The following is a 23,382-nucleotide window of genomic DNA, read 5'->3' on the forward strand; positions in this document are numbered from 1 at the left end:
GGCGTTCCTGCCTGCTCATTGCGGTATCCGTCGCTTGCGGCTGGACTGCCTGGAGCGGTCATGTGTTGGCCCTTCCTGTCGCTGTGTTGTTCCCGACGCTCTGGGCGATGTCGCCGTCGCGGCTGATGGCGGTGCTCGTGTCGGCCGGATATTTTCTGGCTGCCTCGCGTGGGCTGCCGCAGGGCGTCGCCAACTTCTATGCCGCCGATCTCTGGCCTGGGCTTCTGCTCTGGATAGCTGCGTCGCTATCCTTCGCCGGCGTGCATGCAGCGCTCTGGAAGGGGCGACCCGAAGGCAAGTCTCCGGGAGAAGGTCGAACGGAAATGGCGCCACGCTATCTGGCGGCAGCGATGCTCTTAGGCCTGCCGCCACTCGGGATAATCGGCTGGGCACATCCGCTCACCGCTACTGGTGTGCTCTTTCCGGGATCGGGATGGTGGGGGCTGGTCGCGATGACAGCCGGCCTCGCGATGATGACATCGCGATATTGGCCGGCTGCCGCCATCGTCCTGGGAGGGTTCTGGCTCTGGTCCGCCGCTACGTGGACATTACCTGATATACCCGAGGGATGGAAGGGCGTCGACCTCGAACAGGGCCCGAGCCTCGGACGAGACGGCTCTCTCGACTACCACCGTGTTCTGATCGCAACGGTGCGCGCGGCGGCCTCGGTGAAAACCCGCTTCATCGTTCTTCCCGAAAGTGCACTCGGTTTCTTGACGCCGACCGTGGCAAAGCTCTGGAGCCAAGGTTTGCGAGGCTCGGAGATCACTGTGATCGCCGGCGCTGATGTCATCGATCCGGGCGGCTACGACAATGTCTTGGTGGCAATTTCGGCTGACGAAGCACGAATTCTCTATCGCCAACGCATGCCGGTCCCGGTGTCCATGTGGCAGCCATGGCGGGCATGGACCGGGCAGGGCGGTGGAGCCCGCGCCAACCTCTTCGGTAATCCAGTTGTGGAAAGCGACGGCCAGAAGCTCGCCGCGCTGATCTGCTACGAACAGCTCCTCCTTTGGCCGGTCCTGCAGTCGATGCTGCATTCCCCGACCGCGCTCGTTGCCCCGGGCAACGGATGGTGGACCGCGGGAACGTCGATCGTCGCCATTCAGAACGCGAGCGTGATCGCTTGGGCGAAGCTGTTCGGACTGCCCGTCGTCACGGCTTTCAACAGATAAGGAATTGTTTGCGATGGTCGATGCCGCCCTCATCAAGGAATGCAGCGATCCCGGCCTGAAGCCGGCGATTGTCGAAAAGTTCATCAAACAAGCAGGGGCATCGGACCCGCTCGCGGTCACGGTCCGCTCCGGAAACCGCGTCATAATGGTGCCCAGGCCGAAGACAGCGGAGGAGGCGTTGGTGCTTATCAGAAACAACGTCGGTCGCAATACCGTTCGCGTCGGGATCACACAATATCCCGCCGGGCTCGGCATCGTGGAGGCGGGCCAGATGAAGCCGGACCTGGTCGATGCTTGCGAGAACATTCGCATGGGCACTGCATTGTTCGCCAAGGTCTACCGTATTGTCACCAAATGGTATGGGTATCCGACGGCCAGCGATGTTCTACCGCAAGTGTTCAACGATTCGATCATCGCCTGGCAGACGGGATATTTCGAGGGAACGGCGGTGTTTCGGGCGGAGGATCCCGGTAAGATGAAACTTGCCGATCCAGGGCCTGTGAAAAAGGACGGAACTGAGCCGGCCAGCATTGAGGCTCCGGCCGGTGACGACGTCGAACGAGCAAAACAGGACGATGCTCCGTCCGATCCGAACAGTGCCGGCATTCGCATCGATCTGTCGGGGATTGGCGCTCGCAAACCATAGGATTGGCCCTGGATTTTATGTGGTGGTCACACCCAGTCTTTCGCTCAACCTCGTCATCAGGTCCATGCGCTCGTGGAAAATCCCGACAATCAGCGCGGGCGCGTTGTCGCGCGGCAGGCAGAACACATAATGGTGTTCGCAATGTGCCATGCGTAGCGTGGGGTAAAGCACGCCCACGTCCCTGAAAGGTGGTTGTCCCGAGGCAAGTGCGACAAAACCTTGCTCTAGCTTGGTAATATAGCGGCGCACCTGCGCATCGCTCCACTGCTTGCGCGTGTATCGGATAATTTCGCGCATGTCGGTTTCCGCGCCATTCGCCAGAACATAGGTTGTGGTCAACCGCGGCTATCCTTAGCCAGTTCCTCGTCAAGAACCTCGCTTACGCTACGGGTGGACACTTTTCCCGCCAGACTTTCACCGATGCGATCGCTCAGCAGCGATTTCAACTGCTGCCATGCCACTTCACCATCCGCGTCCCCGGGAAACAGGCGTTCGAGCGCATATTGCTTGATCGTTTTTCCCTGTAAAGCGGCAGTTGCCTTCAGATCTTGATGCTGCTGGTCGGTAATATCGATTGTCAGTCGGCTCATACAACAAGCTCCTGATATTGTCACAAACCCACATTAGCACAAATGTTGGTCCCGGTCACTTAGCGTTGAACGTTTGCCTTGGGCCATCGCGATAATTCACGCCCGCCCGCGTTTCACCAGCCGGCGCTGCGGCGGCGAGACTGTGTATGCGGCAGTAGAGCCCGGCGAAATGGTGTGTTTCTTCAACCGCAGTCAATGTCCAGTTCAGATGAGAAGGAATGTCCATCTCTTGTCCTAAGGATGGAACAGGTTTGTCCCATAAGAGCGTGGCATGGTCTAGGATGCCTTTAGCAGAAGATCGCACGTGAAGATTTGCACCACGGCGATTTCGATCCTCACTGGCGTCGTTCTGAAATTTTTCTTATAAGAGGGGCATGCAGTACGTGCTGCATTGCGGCTTAGAATCCGCAGATGAACGGTTGGCGCTGACCGGAATGGCGCCAGGAACCCTCTGACCTTGTGTCCGGGGGCCTGTGACGTATGTCCAGGCTCCGGCTAAAGGTCGCAGGGCCGATTCATCTCGGATTCTAACCCCCGGGCAAGGGTTCACAGGGTTCAACGTCAGCGGGGGCGCACCGCGGACAAAACCAGGGTTAGGTCACGAATGGAATCGAAAGATGCAACATTGACGAAAAAGGTTGAGCTTCGCCCGCTGGTCGGGCTGACGCGCGGACTACCTCCGGCGGAGTTGGAAACCATCACGATTGATGCTATCCGGACGCACCGGCATTTGGTGGAGAAAGCTGACGAACTGTTTCAGGCGCTTCCTGAAGCCTACAAAACGGGAAAAGAAGCTGGCGGTCCTCAGCATATCCGCTACATCGAAGCGAGCATCGAGATGCATGCGCAGATGAGCGCCGTAAGCACGCTAATCAGCATTCTCGGATTTATTCCGAAAATCGTTGTGAACTGAGCTGGTTAGAAATCGCCAAGGGTTCAGATCAGTTTTCTTCGGATTGCGAGCGCGGTTAGATGAGCCTTGCTCCTAACGTCGAAGCGCTTCATGGCTTCGCGAAGCTTGACGCGGACGCTGTTGTATTTGATCCCTTCCACGTCGGCGATTTCTTCCATCGTCTTGCCGACGGCGATCCATCTCAGATAGGTCGCTTCCTTGGGATCGAGCCATACGGCATCCTCGGCACTGGGCGTGGTGCGAAGGAATGAAATGCGGGCATGGATCTGGCCGACAGTCGCCGCTGCTGCAACTGCATCTATCTCCCGATCGAGATCGACGGCCGGCTTTTCCGATGCCAGGGTGAACATCGACATCGAGCCGTTGGCAGTCTTGATCGGAATAGTGATGCCGGAGCGGATGCCAAAATCGGCCGCATGGGCGTAGAAGGAGCGTTCCTCCTTCGATAGGGTCGGCCTTTCCCGCTCACCGGACCAGGCGAAGACGTGTTTCTTGGATCTTGCGCGTTTGATCACCGGGTCGAGCGCGTCGAACTTCTTGTCGAAATAGACCGACTGCCACTCAAGATGATAATTGCTCACCGCAGTGATATGCCTGTGCTGGACATGGAGATAGGCATAACCTGAGAAGCCGAAATGCTCGGCGAAGTCGGAGAGCCCAGTCTTCAGGATGCATTCGTCGCCCTCGATTGCGGCGAGATCGGTCAGCTTGTCCAGCCAGTGCTGCATTCTCTATCTCCTTTGAGCGTTGTCGGTATCTCGCCCTTTGCTATAATCACCGACAGTCAATCGACCTCAAAGGTTGTGGAACTCTAGTCATCGGTTTCAGGCTCACCAATTATAGCTGGGCGCTCGGGTTTCGGTCTCTCGTGGTCCGCCAATCGCGGAAACCGAGGCACCCGTTCGGGATCGATCTTGCTTTCGGGGTCGGCGTTCAGGGTTCTCTACCGCTGGTATGCGTCAACGGCTCGTAGCCTTTCACAATCAGATCTTGCATCGCTTCGGCGTCCCTGAGATCGAGCTCGCCGAGCAGGTCGTTGTCGTCAATAAAGTTCCGGCCATAGCAGGCACTCAGAATTTCGACGCCGCTTTTGTGCAAAGGTGCGTCGACATTAGCCATTTCTGCAAGTTTAAGCGCAGGAATGAGACCGAACGGAACGTCTTCAAGCACATACCGAGTGTCGATATCTTTCGGTCCCATTGGATCATTGCCGCGCTCTACAAGAATGGCGGAAATTTCCGCAACGCTTCCCGCAGCGAGACCGAAGGACTTCGAAAAATGGTCCAGGATGGACGGGACTGGTTTTCCGAACGCTTCTGCAATCATCAGGCGTTCCCGATCGAGAGCTTCGACAAGCCTGCCGACCGTTGGAGTCACATTTGTGCGCTGCCCCCAGGGCTCACCTCGCTCTATGCGGGTGAGATTGCAAAGAGCCGTTGCAAGATGACTTTCAGGGTTGATGTTGCTCAGAACGATCGTGAGGATGTCGTCCTTGACGACAAAGCGATCGCCGAACAGCTCCACACATGTCTTTTGGGAGGGGGAAGCAAGCGATGCGGGGACTGTCGAGATGTCGACTTTGTTACGAATAGCCCCAACCTTTATTTCGGTCGGAGATTGGGCTTTGGATGTCAGAACGGTCGTGTTCCAAACAATTACGGGGATCACAATTCCGCGCTCTGCCATTTTCTTCGAAAGATAAAGAGCCGAGAACGAGAGGTGTGCACTGATTATGACCGTATGTCGTTGCTCAAGGTGAGGGATCACGCTGTCGAGAACGAAGCGATGGCCGTAAGCAGGTAGGGCCAGGACAATGACGTCGCTCTCAGCCAATTCTTTAGCATCACGGCAAACATTCGGGCGAAATTCTCCGGTGATCGCACCGGTGACTTTCAACGGGGCACCTTCGGCAAGCGCTTTCGTCCTTTGGCCCGAGGGAGACCAAACAGTGACCTCATGGCCACGCTGCTGCAGAAACGCGGCATACCCCATGGCGATTGCGCCTGCCCCGGCGATTGATACCTTCATTGGATAAAAAAGACCTTTCTGACCACAGACCGACCACGATATCCCGTGGTCGGTCTGTGTCTCGGATTTCATGGTGTTGACGCACCCTTCGATGGGCAGGTCATATCAGTTCGTCTCATCGATCCTGACCAAATGCCCTTCCGACACTTCACGATATTGCCTTGGAGGCGGCTCATACCCGATCGGTCGAACTGGGCTCTTTAGCTCGTCACCTGCGATGCCCCGCCGGATCCTGCGTCGGGCAGGATCCGGGACAGGCACCGCCGCCATAAGCTTTCTGGTGTAAGGATGCTGCGGATTTTCAAATACGGCCGCGCGCGGGCCGATTTCGACGATCTCGCCCAGATACATGACCGCCACGCGATGACTCACACGCTCGACGACCGCCATATCGTGGGAGATGAACAGGAAGGCGAGGTTGAGGCTCTGTTGCAGGTCAAGCAACAGGTTACAAACCTGCGCTTTGATGGACACGTCGAGCGCGGAAACCGCCTCGTCGGCAACGATGATTTTGGGATCCAGCATGAGCGCGCGGGCAATGGCGATGCGCTGACGCTGGCCGCCAGAAAACTCGTGGGGAAAGCGCCGCATCATGTCGGGCGACAGCCCAACTTTTTCCATCAGTGCGGCGGCCTTGTCGCGGGCTTGCGAGGCCGTTCCCAGCCGATGCTGAATGAATGGCTCCACGAGAGCGCTGTCGATGCTCAGTCGCGGATTGAGCGAGGCGTACGGATCCTGAAACACCATCTGTATCGAGCGACGCATTTTGCGAAGCGAGGCATGATCGAGCTTCATGACGTCGTGACCATCAATGACGACGTTTCCGCCGGTCGGCGTCACCAGACGTGTGATTGATCGACCGGTCGTCGATTTGCCACACCCCGATTCTCCGACCAACGAAAGGGTTTCACCCTGGAAGAGGTTGAAGGAGACCTTCTCTACCGCGTGCACCGCACCTGCTTTTCGGCTGAAGAGGCCAGAGCGGATATTGAATCGCATAGTCAGGTCTTTGACATCGAGGATCGGCGCCTTGTGCCGGGCGACAGTATCGTTCACCTCAGCGAGCGGCTGCTCTTCTCCAGTCTTGTTGTCGACGATCGGGAACCTCAACGGCAGCTTCCGGTCCGCCATAGAGCCAAGCCGCGGTACAGCCGAAAGCAGCGCACGCGTGTAAGGATGTTTTCCTCGATGGAAGATGTCGCCAGTCGGTCCCGTTTCCACGGCGTCTCCGCGGAACATGACGATCGTTCTGTCCGCCACTTCCGCAACGACACCCATATCGTGGGTGATGAAGAGGACCGACGTCCCTTCCTCTTCCTGCAAGGTTTTGATGAGATCAAGAATCTGGCCTTGGATGGTCACATCCAACGCCGTGGTAGGCTCGTCGGCGATCAGCAGCTTGGGTTTAGAGGCCAGCGCCATGGCGATCATAACGCGCTGACGCATGCCCCCCGAGAACTGATGCGGGTATTCGTCGTACCGGCCCTTGGCGTTGGGAATCCGAACCTTCTCGAGCAATCTCAGGACTTCGCCCTTCGCTTCAGCCGTGGAAATTGCCTTATGGACAGTGAGCGCCTCCGCGATCTGCTTGCCGATCGGGATGATCGGGTTGAGCGAGGTCATCGGCTCCTGAAAGATCATAGAGATTTCGTTGCCGCGGACCTGACGCATCTCCTCTTCCGGAAGCGAGAGGAGATTCCTTCCGGAAAGCATGACCTTTCCTTCTACTCGGCTCGATCGTGCCGCCAGAAGCCTCATGATGGAAAGCGAAGTGACGGATTTGCCGGATCCGGACTCTCCGACGATCGCGACTGTCTCGCGCGGTGCGATATCGAACGAGATATTCCGAATGACATCCTTCCAGCCATTTTCGACCTTGAACGAGGTTGTGAGGTCCTGGACAGAGAGAATCGGGGCCAAGGATGGCGGTGTTCGGCCAGTGACGGTTTCTGCAATTGCAAAGGTCATTGCGCGCTCCTTGTTTTCGGATCGATCGCGTCACGGAGCGCGTCACCAAGTATGTTGAGGGCGAGTACGGTCAGGAGAATGGCAAGCGAAGGAAACACCACGAGCCACCATCCGCTCAGGATGTTTTCGAAACCCTCGCGGATCATGCCGCCCCATGTAGCGGTCGGCGGAAGGACGCCAAGGCCGATGAAGGCCAGCGACGCCTCCGTTCGAATGGCGGAGGCCATCCAGAGCGACGCGACGACCACAATGTCCGACAGGATGTTCGGGAGGATATGAACGCCCATAATCCGGAGCGGCGAAAAGCCGAGCGACCGGCCCGCCTCGACAAAGTCCCGTCGTTTCATGGCAATTGTCGGCGCCCGCGCGACACGAGCGAACGGAGCAGTCTCCGTGATGGCGATCGCGATAATGAGATTTTCGAAGCTGGCACCGAGCATCGCGGCGACCATCAAACCTAGCAGAAGGGTGGGAAACGACAGCATCACGTCGACGATACCCATCACAATCTGATCGAATATCCCGCCGATATAGCCCGCCAGAATCCCAAGGGCAGATCCGACCACCATGGCAATCATGACGGAAAGGAATCCGATGGATAGCGAGATACGCGCTCCGTAAAGAAGGCGGGAAAGGACATCCCGGCCGTAGCTGTCGGTTCCGAGCCAGAACTCCGCGGACGGCGGGGTCAGTCGATGAAGAATATTCTGCTTCAAGGGATCGTATGGCGCGATAAGCGGCGCGAAAACGGCGAGCAAAATAATCAAGGTCAGAAGGCCAATGCCGATCCACGAAAAGCGGTTTCGACGGAATGCCTTCAGGACCGGGTTTGGTTGCCGCTCGGGCGCGGCTTGAGAAACAGTGACGTCGGTCATTGGGCAAGACTCACTCTGGGATCCACGAGGGCGTAAATGAGATCGGTGATCGTATTCACGATGATGACGAAGGTTGCAAAAACGACCATCAGTCCCTGGAGCATCGTGTAGTCACGAGACTGCAGCGCGCCCAGGATGAGCTTGCCAAGGCCGGGGCGGGTGAAGACGATCTCGGTCAGAACCGAATTGCCTATCAGGGTGCCGAAATACAGACCTACAACCGTTACGATCGGAATGAGGGCGTTGCCAAGGGCGTGCCGGAGAATGAGGTTTCGTGTGCGGACACCCTTGGCGCGGGCGGTGCGGATATAGTCTTCGCCCATGACGTCCAACATGGAGGAGCGGGTGACTCGTGCGATGTAAGCCGTCATGATCAGCCCGAGGTTCAGCGCGGGAAGCAAGAGGTTACGAAGATGATCGACCGGGTCGCTGGTAGCGCGGCTCATCACCGGCAGCCACTGTAGCCAAACCGCGAAAGCCAGGAGCATCAGGATCGCGGAGACGAACCCCGGGAAGGACAAGCCAACGAGCGACAGGATGCGGCTGAGATAGTCCGGCCATTGATCGCGGCGAACGGCAGCTATCACTCCTAGTGGTACTCCGAGCAACGTCCCGATGATCATCGCGGCTGCGGCGAGTTCGAGTGTATAGGGCAGGACCAGCGCCACCTCTTCAAGCACCGTGCGGCCGCTCACCATCGACGTGCCGAATTTTCCGGTCAGCATGTCCGAGATGAAGTGCAGGTATTGAACACCGATGGGCTGGTCGAGGCCGAGCTGTGTTCGCAACGCCTGGAGAGCGGCGCCGCTGGCACGGTCACCGAGCATGGCAACGGCGGCGTCGCCGGGCACCAGGCGCACCAGAACAAAAACCATGGTGAGCATCGCAATCAATGTCGGGATCGCGAGGAGGAGTCTTCGGATCGCATAGCCTATCATGCGGCAACCCTTTCGATGGAGACGCGGCTTGCGCAGAAGGCGTCCAGATTGTGGTTTGTATGACCCTGACAGATCAGGTCGGCGACAACCCGCCCAACGGACGGTACAAGCTGAAACCCATGTCCGGAAAAGCCGAAGACATGGATCAGGCCCTCGATTTTTTGCGAAAATCCGATGACCGGACGGTGGTCGGAAGTCATTGCCTCCATACCCACCCAGGTCCTGACGATCCGTACTCCCTGCAGTTCGGGGAACACCCGGACCGCCGCTTGAACCGATGCCGCCAGCGCGACGACGTCAACAGTTGCTGATTGCCTGTCCGCGGCAAGCTTGCCTTGCGACCCTCCACCGATGAGAAGCGTTCCCTGGGATGTCTGTTTCAATGAAAGCTTCTTGCCGAACGAGCCGACGACGGGTTTGATCTTGGGGGCGGTGCGTTCGGTCACGATCATCATCGAGGTGCGGATCGCGTGCTGTAGGGAATCTCCCGCGAGAGCCGAAACATGGTCTGCCCAGGCGCCTGCCGCATTGACGACGAGTTTGACCTCGAATATCCCACGCGTGGTCTGGACACGCCAACCCGTTGCGGATCGAGCCAAGGCGGTCACGAGGCATTCTTCGGTGATCTTCACGCCGGCCTCGATGGCCGCATCCCGAAAGGCCCGGATGGTTCGATGCGGGTCTGCCGACCCGTCGCTCGACACCCATGCCCCGCCCAGGCAATGGGCAGATATACCAGGCAGGAGGCTTCGCATCTCGTGGGGATCCACAAGCTGCTCATGGACATGGCCCATGGCCTGAAGCCGCTTGACGCGCATCTCGATCTTGCTCAGCGCATGTTCGTCTTCGGCAACCTGCAACTGGCCGCAGGCGACGAAACCGCAGTCGTCGCCGACGAGATCTTTCATGTTATGCCAGTTTTCAGTTGCCTCGAGGCTGAGAGGCAGTTCCGCCATATCTCGCCCGAGTGTGCGCACGCCGGCGGCAGTTGCCCCAGAAGCATGGCGTCCGAGGAAATGCCGCTCGACGAGTTGCACAGATACACCTCGACGTGCTGCTTGCAGAGCAGCTGAAAGGCCGTGAAGGCCGCCTCCTATGATCAGAACGTCGGCATTCATGTCGCGCCCTCCGCGTTTTCCAGCGAAGCGATTTCGCCAAGAGTGATCGGCTTGAGCGGCGGACGGATATGGAAGAAATTCACGTCTCCGATCGGAAGGTCATGGACCTCCGCCAGCAGCGCCTGAACCGTGTAGCCACACTGGCGTCCCTGGCAGGGGCCCATTCCGCAGCGTGTCGCAGCCTTGACCGCGCTCGGATCGGCAGGGCTGTTGCGGGCGGCAGCGCGGATGGTGCCGACGGTGATTTCTTCGCACCGACACGCCACAACCTCATCGGCGAGGCGGTTTCGCGGAGGCGGATACACAGCATCGAGGAACGGCCGCAATGCGATGGCCCTGTCACGACGTTGATCGAGATGCGCCCGCTGGCGAAGCTTGTCGGTCTCGGACGAGATTCCAAGCCGGCCGGCAATGCCGAGCGCCGCAATCTCTCCGGATATGGTCGCGGCCAGCCAGCCGCCTATACCGCCCGCGTCACCTGCAACGAAAAGACCTTCACGGCTGGTTTCTCCCCATCGGTCGAGCTTCGCCGCCAGATATCCTTGCTCGTCATTCCATTGATGTGCACAGTCCAGCGCCAGCGTCTCATGGATACGCGGCACGACGCCCTCGTGAACCAGCAGCACGTCGGCTTCGACGCGATGACGTTTTCCCCCTGTCTCCCATGTGAGATGTTCGAGACGCTGGTCGCCCTCCGCCCGCAGGTCCGAGAAACCTCGCACCATCATGCCGCTGCGTTTCACGTCGCGAAGCCAGCGCAGTCCCTTGAGCAAACTGCCGAAATCACGCCAGGCTCGGGGCAACCGGCTCAGCGCCGACAATCTCGGCGATGCCGAGGTATCGAGATAGCCGGCAATTCGTCCGCCGAGGCTGAGGAGCTGGGTCGCATAAAGAAGCGGTAATGGCCCCGCTCCGGCAATCCAGACCTTGCCTTCGGGCAACATCCCACCGGACTTAAGAAGGATTTGGGCGGCTCCGACCGTCATCACGCCCGGCAGCGTCCAGCCTGCGAATGGTACCGGCCGTTCCTGCGCGCCGTTGGCAAGCAATACCGCGCGAGCGGTGATACGCCGTGCTTTGCCCTCCGACGTCAGAAACAGATTCCAGCTGTCCTCGATCTGCCAGACCTGTGTCAACGCGAAGTATTCAGCTCCAGAGGAGCGGAAGGCGGCCGTGAGCGCCTGTCCTTTTTTATAATCCGTGCCAAGCGCGGGAAAAAGCGGACTTGAGACATTCCGCTCGACCCCTCGGAAAATCTGGCCCCCCGGTGAGGGTTGTTCATCAATGACAACCACGGAAGCGCCGAGCTCGCGCAGACGTATCGCGGCACTCATACCGGCCGGGCCTGCCCCGACGATTGCGACATCGTAGCTCATCGCGAAATCTCCCGTGGGCCGCGCTGGCTTTCAATTTGCATCCCCGGACGAACGGGAACCAGACAGCCCTGCGTGGACGAGATGCCGTCCACGATCGCCAGACACTCGAAGCATACCCCCATCTGACAATAAGGAAGCCTCGGCTTCCCGCTGACGGGAGACCTGCGCCCCGCGTTCGGGACGCGTAACAGCACGCTGGCGACGGTCTCGCCATCCCAGGCGGGCGTCTCCACACCATTGACGAGCACCGTCATATCAGACGGCTTGCCTGGCCGCTCAAGCACACTTTTGAACATCGAATCTTCCATTTGAAAAAGCGGGAAGGTCTGTCGACAGCCTTCCCTCAAGCATCGCAGGTGCCACAATCGCGGCGTGAGCCGCTGCTAACGTCACGCCGGAATGACAAGCCGCCGCAAGGAGGCCGGGGTAGTCCGCGGATTCGGCATAGATTGGTGAACCGTCGGGTGGCATGACGCGAAAGCCGCTCCATTGGCGGACCAGACGCGCCGATGCCAGCGCTGGAATTATTCTCGTCGCACGAAGGGCCAGTTTTGTCGCGGAAGCAACCGTCACACCGCGATCGGCCGCATCTTCCTTCGTCGCGCCGATCATGACGGTGCCGTCTGCCGTTTGTCTCAGTCCACTCCCGGGATAAGGCAGGAAGGGTTCAAGCCGTTCGGTGACGAGAAGCTGACCGCGCTCTGATCTCAAGGGGATCTTGAAGCCGAGAGGGTCCGTCAGAGAGGGCGTTGCCAGTCCGGCGGCAACCACGACGCGTGGCGCCGTGTAGGTGCCAAGCGCTGCCGTCACGGTGAAACCATTCGCGCCCGGTTTGATCGATGAGACTGTGTTACGAAAAATAATCTTTCCACCCGCAGCCGCGATACCTCGCTGGAGAGCGGCGAGAAGCTGTAAAGGGTTCACATGGCCGTCGGCCTCGCAAAAGCTGGCTCCAACGACCTCTGGACCGAAGGCGACTGTCGGCATCATTCGTTCGAGTTCGCGGCGATCGACCATCCGCGTGTCGTTCTGCGGCACGTAGTTGTGTGTCCGCTTGTTCAGCGCCTCGCGAGCTTCATATTCAGCGTCGCTCAAACAATAAGTCATGCCGCCGGGGCGAGAATAATCGACTCGCATCTCGATCATTTCGGTGAGCTCGCGAAGAAAGACTGGCCAAAGGTCTGCACTTTGCCGGCTCAGTTGATGGTAAGCTGGGGCGTTCGATCCCTTTCCCTGAACCCAGACCAGCCCAAAATTGGCCCGTGCTGCGCGCATGTCCTGGTCTTCCCCGTCAAGGACAACCACTCGGCGTCCCTGTTTGGCAAATCCATAGGCAAGCGCGGCACCTACGACGGCTCCCCCAATAACGATAACTTCTGCGTCCACCTTTATCTCCATTCGTTATTGTCGAGATTAGGAAACAAGGATAGAAAGTCAAAGTCGTTTAGTTCGATAGCGTATTCGTAAAGGTTATAGCTGATGAGAGATCCAAGCTTAAGGCAACTTGAGGCGCTCATGGCTGTCGTGGAAGCCGGCACGGTGAGCCGTGCGGCCGACGTGCTGCACATCTCGCAGCCGGCCGCGAGCAAGCTTATCCAGGATCTCGAGGCCGATACCGGGCTGCAGCTATTTGAGCGAGAGAGTGGCCGGCTCGTGCCAACAGGCCGTGGAATGCGTCTATACGAAGAAGTCGAACGCATCTTCGGCGGTGTCCACCAGTTAGCGCGCGCGGTGGATGCAATCCGGCGTGAGGAACATGGGCACCTGCTGATCGGCGCTATGCCGGCTTTGTCAGGACCGTTCATTACGCGAGTGATTGCGTGTTTTAAGGAGCGACATCCGGATGTCTTTATTTCCATTGAAGCGCGCAGCTCCCAGTTTTTGACGGAAGCTGTCCTGCTTCGTCGTCTCGATTTGGCTCTTGTAATCAGCGGCCTCGAACACTCGTCGGTTCAGGTCGAGCAGGTAAAATGTCCGCCGGCCGTGGTGGCACTGCCGCCAGGACACAGGCTTTCGGAGAAGTCCGAGCTGTCTCCGATCGATCTCAAGGACGAACCGTTCATCGCATTCGCGTCGACCGGAACAATGCGTCACAAGGTCGATGCCGCCTTTGAAAAGTTCGGGCTGAAGCCGAATGTCGCCATCGAGGCGACGACCGCCCCGAATGTCGCGGAGCTAGTCGCGGCGGGATTGGGCGTAACGGTGGCCGACCCGCTAGCGCTGGAGCATGTCGCCGGCCGGATTACACCGCGCCCGTTTTCGCCCGTCATCGATTTTGACTACGTACTTATCCACCCCGTCCGCGCCAGAAACAGGCATCTCGTCGCTGACTTCGTTGAAGAAATACATAACGCGGCAAAGACGCCGAAGATCGCATTGTAAGAAGAAGTACCCCGACCAATTGCGACATTCGATTTGCCTTAGTCGGGGCAAGGCGGGGAAACCGCTCAGCGACTGAGGGTCGTCTGTTCAGTGATGGGCGGAGCAAGGTTGAGCGAGCCCTTCAGCTCGTAACCGTAGTTCAGGGCCTTGCTGTGAACCCAGACTTGCATCAGGCTGAAGAGAGGAACGCTGCAAACCTGATCGTAGATCTTGTTTTGGGCAGCCGACCAGAGTTTCAGACGCTCAGCGTCCGTCGTGGCTTTCCGAGCGGCCGCAATATCCGCATCAGCCGCGTCACAATGGGCGAAGTTCGTTACCGCAGTCGGTTTGCCGACCGACGCATCCGAGTGGTAGAACTGGCTCAGATAGCTGTCGGCCACTGGATAGCGCGCAGCGCCATAGAACACCACGTCGCTTAGATCCTTGCGGATCTGCTCGTGATAGGTCGGATGGTCAACCACCTGCATCTGCATATTGATACCCGCTTCGGCAAGCTGGGCCTGAATAACCTCCATGATCGGCTGTTGAGCAGAGTTGGATGAGACAACCGCCGACAAGGTTAGACCGTCCTTGAAGCCGGCCTCAGCCAGCAGCTTCTTCGAAGCTTCCGGATCGTATTGGTAGGTCCAGCTGCAGTCTTCACCCAGATAATCGTTAGGCACGACCGAGCAGCCCTTTACAGCCACGCCAGCGCCGACGAACTGCACAATCTGGTCCACGTTGATCGCCTGAGCGATGGCCTCGCGCACCTTGACGTTATCGAGCGGTTTTCGGGCCATGTTTATGAAGACGGTACGATATTCGCCCGGGGCGAAAATATCGACAACGGCGTTATCCCAGGCTTTAGCCTGCTCAACCCAGCGCTGTTCGCGCTTGCCATGGATAAGGTCGAGCTCGCCCGATCGGAACGCAAGTTCGCGGCTTGAATCCGAGGGGATAAGGTCAACCCTGATGTCGTCGATTTTCGGCGTCCCCCGGAAATAGCCTGGGAAGGCTTTGAGGTAGACTGACTGCTGTGTGACAGCCTTGTCGAACATGAAGGGGCCTGTGCCAATCGGGTTCACCTTGAACTTGGCGCCGAGAGCTTCCACGGCTTTCTTGCTGACGATGTTACCACCATGGTAGTTGGCAACGAGGCCGAGGAAGCCAGGAACGGGTTCGCTCAGTGTAATGCGGACTGTCAACGCATCAATCGCCTCGACTGACTTAAATCCGGCATAGTCACTCGAATAGGACGACGTGTCAGGGTTCTTGGCACGCAGCAAGGAGAAGACAACGTCGTCAGCGGTGAGTGTCCCGTAGTCGCCGTGAAACTTGACATCCTTGCGAAGCTTGAAAGTCCAGACCAATCCATCCTCGGAGCTTGTCCAGCTCTCCGCTAGATCGGCCTCGATCCTGGTGGGGTCGGCGCTGCCGGGGGCGAAGCGAACAAGGCCGTTGAAGACCCACGATACAATTGCCATGTCCTGGGTATTGCTCGCCCTGGCAGGGTCGAGGGTCGCAATGTCAGCGGCATTGACCCCCACGCGGAGCGATGCCGCATCGGCCGTGCCCGACAATGCAAGACCTAAGAACGCCGATGTTGCGAATGCCGCGAGTATGCTCTTCCCGATTTTGTAAGCCATGTTCCGCTCCATTGTTTATTTTCTGAGCGAATTAATTGGAGTTTTCTATAAGTGTCAAAGTCGATATTTTGAGAGGTATATTTGTACAGGTTATAGCGTGGGGATCGACCTTCGGCCTGGAAAGCCACCGTCATGACCTTATTTCTCTGGCCGCTTTTCGACCTTCATCACCACTACGGGACCGCGCTTCTCGTCGTCGGTGTTGTGCACCCAAGTTTGCGACCACGACGAGTTCGGCGATGCAATTCGCGACCGGGCCTGCGATGTTTGGTCGAGCAGATTGCCATCTTGGGCGGCAGCGTCCCTTCGCACGGGTCGAACGAGGATGCCGCAGGAGGATGACGGCATTGCCAAGGTGTCAGCGCTGCCGCCGTTGCCTCCGAACCGGTAAAAATAAAGATATCTCAGTCGGTTAGATGCGAGAAGACAGGATCGCTGACGACCTTTCCGCCTCTATTGATAAGCGTCCTCTATCAATGCAGCCGAATTCCAATTGGTTGCTGTGGCGCACTGTTCTGTATGGTTTTCTTAACAAAAAACGAATGAGAGGATGAACTTATGCGTGCGATCAGCGTGCCAAATATGATCGTTCTACTTTGTACTGCCGGTCATTTAATCCGGCGGATCCGCATAATATTCACATCTTCAATGATCTTACAGCGGGCCTTTCGGCTTTGACCTTCAATGCAGGAGCGGGATGCAAAACCTCTCCCGGATGCCTTCAGGCGACCTTTGCTGGATGAAGCAGGGAGAACGAACGGGGATATGGATATTAGAATGTCTGCGACAAAGCTTTCGAACCCGGATCCAGCGCCCCCGCTTTTGTCCGTCCGGAACCTCTCTGTGCGGTTTGGCGAGGGGAGCGCTGTTTCCGACGTTTCCTTCGATGTCGCCCGCTCGGCGACCTTAGGTGTGGTTGGAGAAAGCGGCTCTGGGAAGTCCGTAACATCGCTCGCGATCACCCGCCTCTTCCCCAAGTCCGCCAAGGTCGTCATCGGTGGCGCGATTGAGTTTCGTGGCCGAAATCTCATCTCGATGCCGGAAAGCGATCTGCGTTCTATAAGAGGAGCTGGCATTTCCTATGTGTTTCAGGACCCGCTCTCCGCTTTGAACCCTGTGCGGCGATGCGGTGACCAGGTCACAGAAGCGATTCGGATCCACGAGGGTAGAATTGACCGCGACCAGGTGCGTGAACGGGTCGAGCAACTTTTCGAGCGACTTGGGTTACCGCGGAGCCGGGGGATATTCGAAAAATATCCACACGAGCTGTCCGGAGGCATGCGCCAGCGCGTGATGATCGCGATGGCCCTAGCATGCAGGCCGGCCCTCTTGGTGGCGGATGAGCCAACGACCGCCCTGGACGTCATTGTTCAGAAGCAGATCGTCGATCTACTTCGCGAAGCCGTCCGTGAATTCGACACATCCCTGCTCTTTATAAGTCACGATCTCGCACTCGTTTCGAGCCTGGCAGACGAAATCGTCGTCATGCGCCATGGCAGGGTCGTCGAGTATGGGGCGACTGAGCAGGTCGTACGGAATCCGGTTGATCCCTACACGCAACAGCTTTGGAAAGCGACCCCGACGTTGCGGGCACCATTGCGGCCAGCCCTCGCCACGCGTCGGACTGACGGTCGTTCATCCAGCAAAGATCTTCTTAAGGTGAGCAGTGTCAGGCACTCCTTCATCTGGGGGAATGGTGGAAAGATCGCACCGTTTGCCCTTGACGACGTTTCACTCTCCGCTCGGGAAGGAGAGACCGTATGCGTGGTGGGAGAATCCGGCAGCGGGAAATCGACCCTGGCGCGATGCGTTGCAGGTCTCATCGCACCGGACAACGGAAGCATTCTTTTCGATGGTCACGAGCTCGTAGGTGCCGACGCGAAAGTATGGCGTGGTGTTCGCCGCGACATTCAAATGGTTTTCCAGGATCCCTATGCGTCACTCAACCCTCGAATGAAGGTCGCGGAGCTTGTTGCCGAAGGTCTCCTTATCAACGGCATTACATCCTCGAAGTCAGAACTGCGTCGATGCGCGACCGAACTCCTCGAAATGGTCGGCATGAAAGCGTCTCACGGTGATCGCTATCCGCATCAGTTCTCAGGCGGTCAACGACAACGTATCGCGATCGCTCGGGCACTCGCCCTTCGACCGAAGCTGCTCATATGCGATGAGCCTGTCACGTCGCTGGATGTCTCGGTGCGGGCTCAGATCGTTCAACTGTTGACGGATATTCAGGACCGCGAGGGTCTTGCCTACCTGTTCATAACCCACGACATCGCTCTGGCGCGGCAGATCGGAGACCGCGTCGTGGTGATGAACCAGGGTCGCGTTGTGGAAGCGGGCGAAGCAACTGCTGTGATTGATCGACCAACCCAGGATTACACCAAGGCGCTGCGGGCCGCAGTACCGGAGATGCCGCTGGAATTCAATCGCAACAACGGAGCTAAGGCGACAGAGTGATGCCCGTGAAAAGCGCACGAACCGGATTTGTTGCATCGGTTTCATGGTCCGATCGCACGGACGAAACAATGCGAACCTGGCTGTCAGTTCACACAGTTCGTACCCAGTCCAAACAGAACACAACCGGTGAAAGACCGAGGAGATTGCACTACCGGCGTCCTCCAACCTGGGCGCGGACATCCAGACCAGACCGTCGAAGGCAGCACTTTAACGCTTAAGAAAAGGGGGTAACAAATTATGCCAAAACAAAAATGGCTCGCAGCCGCCAGTATCGTGGTTCTCGCAGCCGGGGCCGCAACTCATATTCAAGCACAAGATACGAAGTCTGGTGCCGCTTGCGGATCCGGGCAAACCGTAAGCGTAAATCTTCTCTGGCCAACGCAGCCGAACACGTTGGATCCGAATGTCGAAACTCTCGTCATGTTCGCACAAATCAGCCGAAACATGTTCGATGGGCTTTTCCGGCTCGACGACAACATGAAGATCCAGCCCGACCTGGCGGTAAGCTACAAGCAGCCTGACAATCTGACCTACGAAATCGATTTGCGAAAAGACATCGTGTTTCATGATGGAACACCGTTCACATCCGCAGATGTCGTCTCGACATTCGACCGCATCGTGAACGACCAGAAGCTTGCTTCGAAGCAGCGTAGCTACGTGAGCAATGTCAAATCAGTGACGCCAGAAGGCGACCATACGGTCAGGTTCGTTCTGAAACAGCCGGACAGCTCGTTCATCAAGACCCTGGCGACAATCGTTTATATCACGCCAAAGTCCGCGATCGAGAAACTCGGCAATGTCGAGTTCGGCAAGAAGCCCGTTGGGACAGGACCATTCAAGTTTGAGGCCTGGAACGTCGGAGACAGCGTCGTTCTCGCGGCCAACTGCGACTATCGCGGTGACAAGCCAATACCGAGCAAGGTCGAATTCCGCTTTATCTCGGAGCCGGCGACGCAGATCAGTTCCCTCCAGAGTGGCGAAATCGACATTGCGACGCAGGTCACTTCGGATCTGACCGCTGCCTTGAAGTCTTCGAGCGATGTGGCCGTTCAGTCGATCGATGGCAACCAGACATTCTGGCTGAGCATGAATACGAAAGACGGACCGCTCGCCGATCCAAAAGTCCGCCAGGCACTCAACTACGCAATAGACAAAACTGCAATTGCGGAACAACTTCTTGGTGGGTTTGCGACCCCTGTCGGTCAAGTCTATTCAGAAAGTGTTTTCGGGTACACGAAAGCGGTGTCTCCATATCCATTCGACCCGGAAAAGGCGAAAAGCCTTCTGAGTGAAGCGGGATATGGCAGTTCCAAACCTTTGAAGCTGGAGTTTTATAATTTCCGTGCCGAACTCAATCCGGTCCAGCAAAGCATCGCGTCTTTCCTCGCAGATGTCGGTGTCGGTGTAACGACGAGATTTGACCCCAACTTCTTCGTCGATACATGGCAGCCGGGGAAAATGGGTCGGAACCAGATAATTATAAGATCGAACAACAATCTCTTGATGGATGCTGATTTCGCTCTTGGGTTGGAGCTTGATGGCACCCGCCGTGGAATGTATTTCAACTCACCCGAAACGGATGCGCAGATCGCCAAAGCCCGTGGTGAAGCCGACGTTAATTCACGGCAGGTCGCGTACGACGAGCTCAACAAAACCCTCCATAGCCTTGCTCCGGTCACGTTCCTCTATAGCACGAACTCGATATACGGGGTCAGCAAACGGATCGATTGGAAGCCCAGGCCTGACGGCGCGATCTATCTCGCCAACGTCAACAAGAGCCATTGATCTGAACGCGAGGGGAGCGAGTAATATGCGCAGCCGATTTATGAACCGTCTCATCTTCAGCATCCTCGTGATGCTGGGAGTTTCGGCCATCACGTTTCTGTTGATGTTCCTGGCTGGTGATCCTGCCGCTCTCCTCGCGTCTGAAGATGCAACCGCAGCAGAAATCGAACAGATCCGACAGACATATGGTTTCGATCGACCTATCGTTGTCCAGTACCTCGACTGGCTATGGCACGCCATTCGGGGAGATTTGGGTGTCTCCTATCAAAGCCAGCGCCCCGCGTTGGAACTCGTACTTCAGGCCCTGCCCAACACGCTTCTGTTGATTTTTTGCGCGCTGGCGTTGTCGGCCTCAATCGGTGTGATCGTTGGTGTTTTGGCAGCAACGTTCCGCGGCAGCAAATTTGACCGCTGCGTCATCATGGGATCGGTCTTCGTTCAGTCGCTGCCGTCATTCTGGCTTGGAATTGTGATGATACTCATTTTCAGCGCGACGCTCCGGCTTCTTCCAACGTCGGGATTTCGTGGGCCGACATATCTCATTCTGCCCGCGGTGACACTTGCCACCTTTCAGGTGGGAACCTTCGCGCGGATAGTGCGCTCCTCCATGCTTGAAGTGCTCGATTCCGATTTCGTCCGCACCGCGCGCGCGAAAGGGGCGTCAGCCGCGTCCGTCGTGTTCGGCCACGCGCTTCCGAACGCAGCTTTGCCTATCATCACCGTCATCGGACTCGAACTAGGCGGTCTGTACGGCGGGGCGGTTGTTACCGAAACAGTCTTTAGCTGGCCAGGTGTGAACACTTTGGCGCTGTCGGCGATTACCTCGCGCGATATGCCTGTCATTCAGGCTTTTGTTCTCATCGTTGGTATCCTGGTTGTCATCACCAATCTCGTGATCGACATGCTTTATGTAATTCTCGATCCTCGCACGAGGGGAGCAAGATAATGACTGATGCCGCCTCTTTGTCCCAGAGTCCTGACCCGCAATCGTCATCAAGGGCTCGACCGATCAATCTACGGCTCCTGATTCCGGCTGCCTTGTTGGGGGCTATCGTGGTAATTGCCTGCCTGGCTCCCTGGATTTCCCCCTACGGCCCCAACACTCAGGATCTTTCGGCGCGTCTCCTGCCGCCATTCTGGCAAGCGGGCGGATCCACCAAACACCTTCTGGGGACGGACGACCTTGGAAGAGATGTCCTGACGCGGATCATGTATGGCGCGCGGGTCTCGCTCAGCATCGGAGCCATCGCCGTCATCTGCCGAATGGTCTCCGGTGTGATTATCGGTCTCGTAGCCGGTTATTTCGGCGGGCCGGTCCTGACCTTTTTCATGCGGCTTGGTGACATCCAACTGGCCCTGCCGACACTCGTTCTCGCCATCGGCGTGATCGCAGCGCTCGGACCCAGCACGGCCAACGTCATCCTCGTTCTGGCGATCACCGGCTGGATTCTTTATGCGCGTCTGGTCGTCAGTCAGGTCATTGTCGTCCGAAGACAGGAGTATATCGCCAGCGCGCAATTGCTTGGCGCATCGCACTTTCGCATCATCGTCAAGCACGTCCTTCCCAACATTATTCCCTCCGTCATCGTCTTTGCCAGCCTCGACCTCGGATTGATGATGCTGACGGAGGGATCCTTGTCTTTCCTCGGGCTGGGCGTTCAGCCGCCAGAACCCTCATGGGGAGGGATGGCGGCAGGGGGCCGCGCGCTGATCAGTACAGCCTGGTGGATCGCGACCCTGCCCGGGGCCGCACTTGTGGTGACAGTGGCACTCGTAAACGTTCTCGGTGAGCAATTGCGTGACCGTCTGGATCCGCGGCTCGACGTGACCAGGAGTGCGTAGTGCTCCTCATCGTGATGAGAGCCGCTCGCAACAGACAATCACGATGGAGGACCTCTCGTGAGCGAAGCTACCGTTATTGCCGAGCTCCTGAATCGGACTGGCAACTTTCTGAATGCCAACTGGGATACTGCCGCACGCCGGCGGACCGAATTGTGCCTCATTGACAGTATCACCTGTTTTTCGTCCGGCCTTGGGCTAAAGCATTTCAAGCCAAGCGCCGTTGTCGCGTCTTCATTGTTTGGCAGCAATAGCGGCATCCGCGCCTCACCGTTTCTGACTGCTTATCTTTACGGCCAGGCCGCGAATGCGCTGGATTACGATGACACACTGCTTGGCCACCCCGGCGCTCCGATCATAGGCGCCGTCCTCGCCGTAGGCGCGAGGCAAAGCCTCTCAATGGATCGACTGCTACGGGGTATCGCAGCAGGCTACGAGGCGCATTGGATCCTCGCGTCCTCGTCAATCCCTTCGCGTGAAAGAGCAGCGTTGGTGCGCTCCGTTGGCGTCTGGGATACGGTCGCGGCCAGCATTGGAGCCGCCGTATCATTGGGAAGGAACTCCGAGTATATCGAGCGTCTCATCGGTGTGGCGGTCTCTCACTCGCTGCTCCCCTATACCGGAAAATGGTACGAACGCCCGGTGCCGGCTTTGAAGAATAATCTCGGTTGGGCTGCGGCTGGCGCGGTTATGTCTCTCGATCTTGTCCAGGCAGGGCAGACTGGTGTTTCGAACGCGCTCGATGGGCTCTCGGGAATGTGGCGGATGGCCGGCTCCGATCAACTGGAACTGACAAAGACGCGCAAGAATCTACCTGCTGTTTTGCGCGTCGGCTTCAAGCACTTCCCCGCATGCTGGCACCTGCAGGAATATCTAAAAGCGTTATCTTCCATCTTGCAGCAACTGACCAAGAACGAGGAAATCGTAGCAATCGAGGTCGCCGGTCCCGCCGAGATCGAGAAGTTTTGCCAGCAGGAGGTATTTTCGCCAGCGGATGTGGCTTTCAGTTTGCCGGCAACCTTCAGCCTCCTGATCTCAAATGTGGAACCTGGCTCGCAGTGGGATGAAGTCGAAAACGGCTCTCCCGAACTTCGTTACAAAAGCAGGTTTGCTTTCCATCTTTCTGAAGAGAGGTCGTTGACGGTGACTACGACAAAAGGTCGACCGTTCAAAGTTGACGTCAAGGCGAGCGACCCGTCTGACTTGGCGAACCTCAGCTTAGACGAAGCCGGGGTACTCGCCAAACACGAACGTCTGGCAGGGGTGCAAATCCGCTCGGCATTGGCTACGGCGCTTATAGAAAGTCAGGGCGTGGTGCTGCTTTATGAAGCCGTCGACCGTCTGATCGCTAATGCCTGTGAGGGCAAGCGCTGAAGTAATCTTCGGTAATTGCAGACGGCAGAAAACAAGTTCGCCGTCGTTCTCCGACGTAGCGGATCTTGCTTGGCGACATCGCAGAGCCGGGTTCAGTGCCGCGACGGGGGCTTCCTGCAAGCAACGGCCAACTCTCCACCTCCAAATCGATCAGGTCTACCTGAGCCATTTGACGGGCGTATTCCGCTGGAGGCGAGCAGTTGCTTCGGGCCGACTTATTCGAAGCGCAAATCAATGTTGGTAAATCGCAACTTCTCTCGCCAAAAGAAGGAAAGCTAAGGTTTCTCCAA

The 23,382-nt window shown here is 57.6% G+C and carries 22 protein-coding genes; 9 read left to right on the forward strand and 13 right to left on the reverse strand.

All coding sequences use genetic code 11. The annotated features are described in order from the left end of the window. The first annotated feature begins 11 nt into the window (after positions 1-11). Positions 12-1,175 carry a conjugal transfer protein TraB gene (locus tag RMR21_RS25260; RefSeq protein WP_320188016.1) on the forward strand — a complete coding sequence of 388 codons (1,164 nt, stop codon included), beginning with the start codon at positions 12-14 and terminating at the stop codon, positions 1,173-1,175. 13 nt (positions 1,176-1,188) lie between these two features. Continuing rightward, entirely contained in the window at positions 1,189-1,821 is a 633-nt protein-coding gene (locus RMR21_RS25265; protein WP_320187982.1) for a TraH family protein, read from the forward strand. A gap of 15 nt (positions 1,822-1,836) precedes the next feature. Here RMR21_RS25265 and RMR21_RS25270 read toward each other — a convergent pair whose 3' ends face one another. Genes RMR21_RS25270 through RMR21_RS25280 form a run of 3 tightly spaced genes read right to left on the reverse strand, consistent with a single transcriptional unit; the run spans position 1,837 to position 2,637 of the window. Beyond that, entirely contained in the window at positions 1,837-2,160 is a 324-nt protein-coding gene (locus RMR21_RS25270; RefSeq protein ID WP_320187983.1) for a type II toxin-antitoxin system RelE/ParE family toxin, read from the reverse strand. Continuing rightward, positions 2,157-2,411 carry a type II TA system antitoxin, ParD family gene (locus tag RMR21_RS25275; RefSeq protein WP_320187984.1) on the reverse strand — a complete coding sequence of 85 codons (255 nt, stop codon included), beginning with the start codon at positions 2,409-2,411 and terminating at the stop codon, positions 2,157-2,159. The genes RMR21_RS25270 and RMR21_RS25275 overlap by 4 nt, the downstream gene beginning before the upstream one ends. A 55-nt stretch (positions 2,412-2,466) precedes the next feature. Continuing rightward, complete coding sequence (locus tag RMR21_RS25280) at positions 2,467-2,637, reverse strand: hypothetical protein (protein ID WP_320188841.1); 171 nt, start codon at positions 2,635-2,637, stop codon at positions 2,467-2,469. 378 nt (positions 2,638-3,015) lie between these two features. Here RMR21_RS25280 and RMR21_RS25285 point away from each other — a divergent pair, with 378 nt between their 5' ends. After that, the gene (locus RMR21_RS25285) at positions 3,016-3,324 is read left to right on the forward strand and encodes a transcriptional repressor TraM (RefSeq protein WP_320187985.1); all 309 of its coding nucleotides are present in this window, start codon (positions 3,016-3,018) and stop codon (positions 3,322-3,324) included. A gap of 23 nt (positions 3,325-3,347) precedes the next feature. Here RMR21_RS25285 and traR read toward each other — a convergent pair whose 3' ends face one another. From traR to RMR21_RS25330, 9 genes are all read right to left on the reverse strand, one after another. Beyond that, positions 3,348-4,052: an autoinducer-binding transcriptional regulator TraR gene (gene traR / locus RMR21_RS25290; RefSeq protein WP_320187986.1), complete on the reverse strand. Its 705-nt coding sequence runs from the start codon at positions 4,050-4,052 to the stop codon at positions 3,348-3,350. A 205-nt stretch (positions 4,053-4,257) separates the two neighbouring features. After that, entirely contained in the window at positions 4,258-5,352 is a 1,095-nt protein-coding gene (locus RMR21_RS25295; protein WP_320188017.1) for an NAD/NADP octopine/nopaline dehydrogenase family protein, read from the reverse strand. A 105-nt stretch (positions 5,353-5,457) separates the two neighbouring features. Beyond that, on the reverse strand, positions 5,458-7,320 hold the full coding sequence (locus RMR21_RS25300; protein WP_320187987.1) for an ABC transporter ATP-binding protein: 1,863 nt from the start codon (positions 7,318-7,320) through the stop codon (positions 5,458-5,460). Beyond that, on the reverse strand, positions 7,317-8,195 hold the full coding sequence (locus RMR21_RS25305) for an ABC transporter permease (protein WP_265615109.1): 879 nt from the start codon (positions 8,193-8,195) through the stop codon (positions 7,317-7,319). Before RMR21_RS25305 ends, RMR21_RS25300 begins: the two co-directional genes overlap by 4 nt. After that, positions 8,192-9,133 (reverse strand): ABC transporter permease, encoded by a 942-nt coding sequence (locus tag RMR21_RS25310; protein ID WP_320187988.1) that lies wholly within the window; start codon positions 9,131-9,133, stop codon positions 8,192-8,194. The genes RMR21_RS25305 and RMR21_RS25310 overlap by 4 nt, the downstream gene beginning before the upstream one ends. Further along, positions 9,130-10,251 (reverse strand): NAD(P)/FAD-dependent oxidoreductase, encoded by a 1,122-nt coding sequence (locus tag RMR21_RS25315; protein ID WP_265615111.1) that lies wholly within the window; start codon positions 10,249-10,251, stop codon positions 9,130-9,132. The genes RMR21_RS25310 and RMR21_RS25315 overlap by 4 nt, the downstream gene beginning before the upstream one ends. After that, entirely contained in the window at positions 10,248-11,627 is a 1,380-nt protein-coding gene (locus RMR21_RS25320; RefSeq protein WP_320187989.1) for an FAD-dependent oxidoreductase, read from the reverse strand. The genes RMR21_RS25315 and RMR21_RS25320 overlap by 4 nt, the downstream gene beginning before the upstream one ends. After that, positions 11,624-11,923 carry a (2Fe-2S)-binding protein gene (locus RMR21_RS25325; protein WP_265615113.1) on the reverse strand — a complete coding sequence of 100 codons (300 nt, stop codon included), beginning with the start codon at positions 11,921-11,923 and terminating at the stop codon, positions 11,624-11,626. Before RMR21_RS25325 ends, RMR21_RS25320 begins: the two co-directional genes overlap by 4 nt. Then, a complete protein-coding gene (locus RMR21_RS25330; protein WP_265615114.1) occupies positions 11,904-13,013 on the reverse strand; it encodes an NAD(P)/FAD-dependent oxidoreductase in 1,110 nt (369 codons plus the stop codon). Before RMR21_RS25330 ends, RMR21_RS25325 begins: the two co-directional genes overlap by 20 nt. A 93-nt stretch (positions 13,014-13,106) precedes the next feature. Here RMR21_RS25330 and RMR21_RS25335 point away from each other — a divergent pair, with 93 nt between their 5' ends. Continuing rightward, on the forward strand, positions 13,107-14,009 hold the full coding sequence (locus RMR21_RS25335) for a LysR substrate-binding domain-containing protein (protein ID WP_265615115.1): 903 nt from the start codon (positions 13,107-13,109) through the stop codon (positions 14,007-14,009). A 65-nt stretch (positions 14,010-14,074) separates the two neighbouring features. Here the strand turns inward: RMR21_RS25335 and RMR21_RS25340 are convergent, their stop codons facing one another. Then, complete coding sequence (locus RMR21_RS25340) at positions 14,075-15,634, reverse strand: ABC transporter substrate-binding protein (RefSeq protein WP_265615116.1); 1,560 nt, start codon at positions 15,632-15,634, stop codon at positions 14,075-14,077. A gap of 777 nt (positions 15,635-16,411) precedes the next feature. Between RMR21_RS25340 and RMR21_RS25345 the strand changes: the two genes are divergently transcribed. The 5 genes from RMR21_RS25345 (at position 16,412) to RMR21_RS25365 (ending at position 23,092) form a co-directional block, all read left to right on the forward strand. Beyond that, positions 16,412-18,094 carry a dipeptide ABC transporter ATP-binding protein gene (locus RMR21_RS25345; protein WP_320187990.1) on the forward strand — a complete coding sequence of 561 codons (1,683 nt, stop codon included), beginning with the start codon at positions 16,412-16,414 and terminating at the stop codon, positions 18,092-18,094. Between the two features lie 237 nt (positions 18,095-18,331). Then, the gene (locus RMR21_RS25350; protein WP_320187991.1) at positions 18,332-19,879 is read left to right on the forward strand and encodes an ABC transporter substrate-binding protein; all 1,548 of its coding nucleotides are present in this window, start codon (positions 18,332-18,334) and stop codon (positions 19,877-19,879) included. 25 nt (positions 19,880-19,904) lie between these two features. Further along, the gene (locus RMR21_RS25355; protein WP_265615119.1) at positions 19,905-20,825 is read left to right on the forward strand and encodes an ABC transporter permease; all 921 of its coding nucleotides are present in this window, start codon (positions 19,905-19,907) and stop codon (positions 20,823-20,825) included. Positions 20,826-20,920: 95 nt separating this feature from the next. After that, positions 20,921-21,721 (forward strand): ABC transporter permease, encoded by an 801-nt coding sequence (locus RMR21_RS25360; RefSeq protein WP_416409730.1) that lies wholly within the window; start codon positions 20,921-20,923, stop codon positions 21,719-21,721. 57 nt (positions 21,722-21,778) lie between these two features. Continuing rightward, a complete protein-coding gene (locus tag RMR21_RS25365) occupies positions 21,779-23,092 on the forward strand; it encodes an MmgE/PrpD family protein (protein WP_320187992.1) in 1,314 nt (437 codons plus the stop codon). Positions 23,093-23,382: the final 290 nt, after the last annotated feature.

This window comes from Agrobacterium sp. rho-8.1 (assembly GCF_033957725.1).
GTDB lineage: Bacteria > Pseudomonadota > Alphaproteobacteria > Rhizobiales > Rhizobiaceae > Agrobacterium.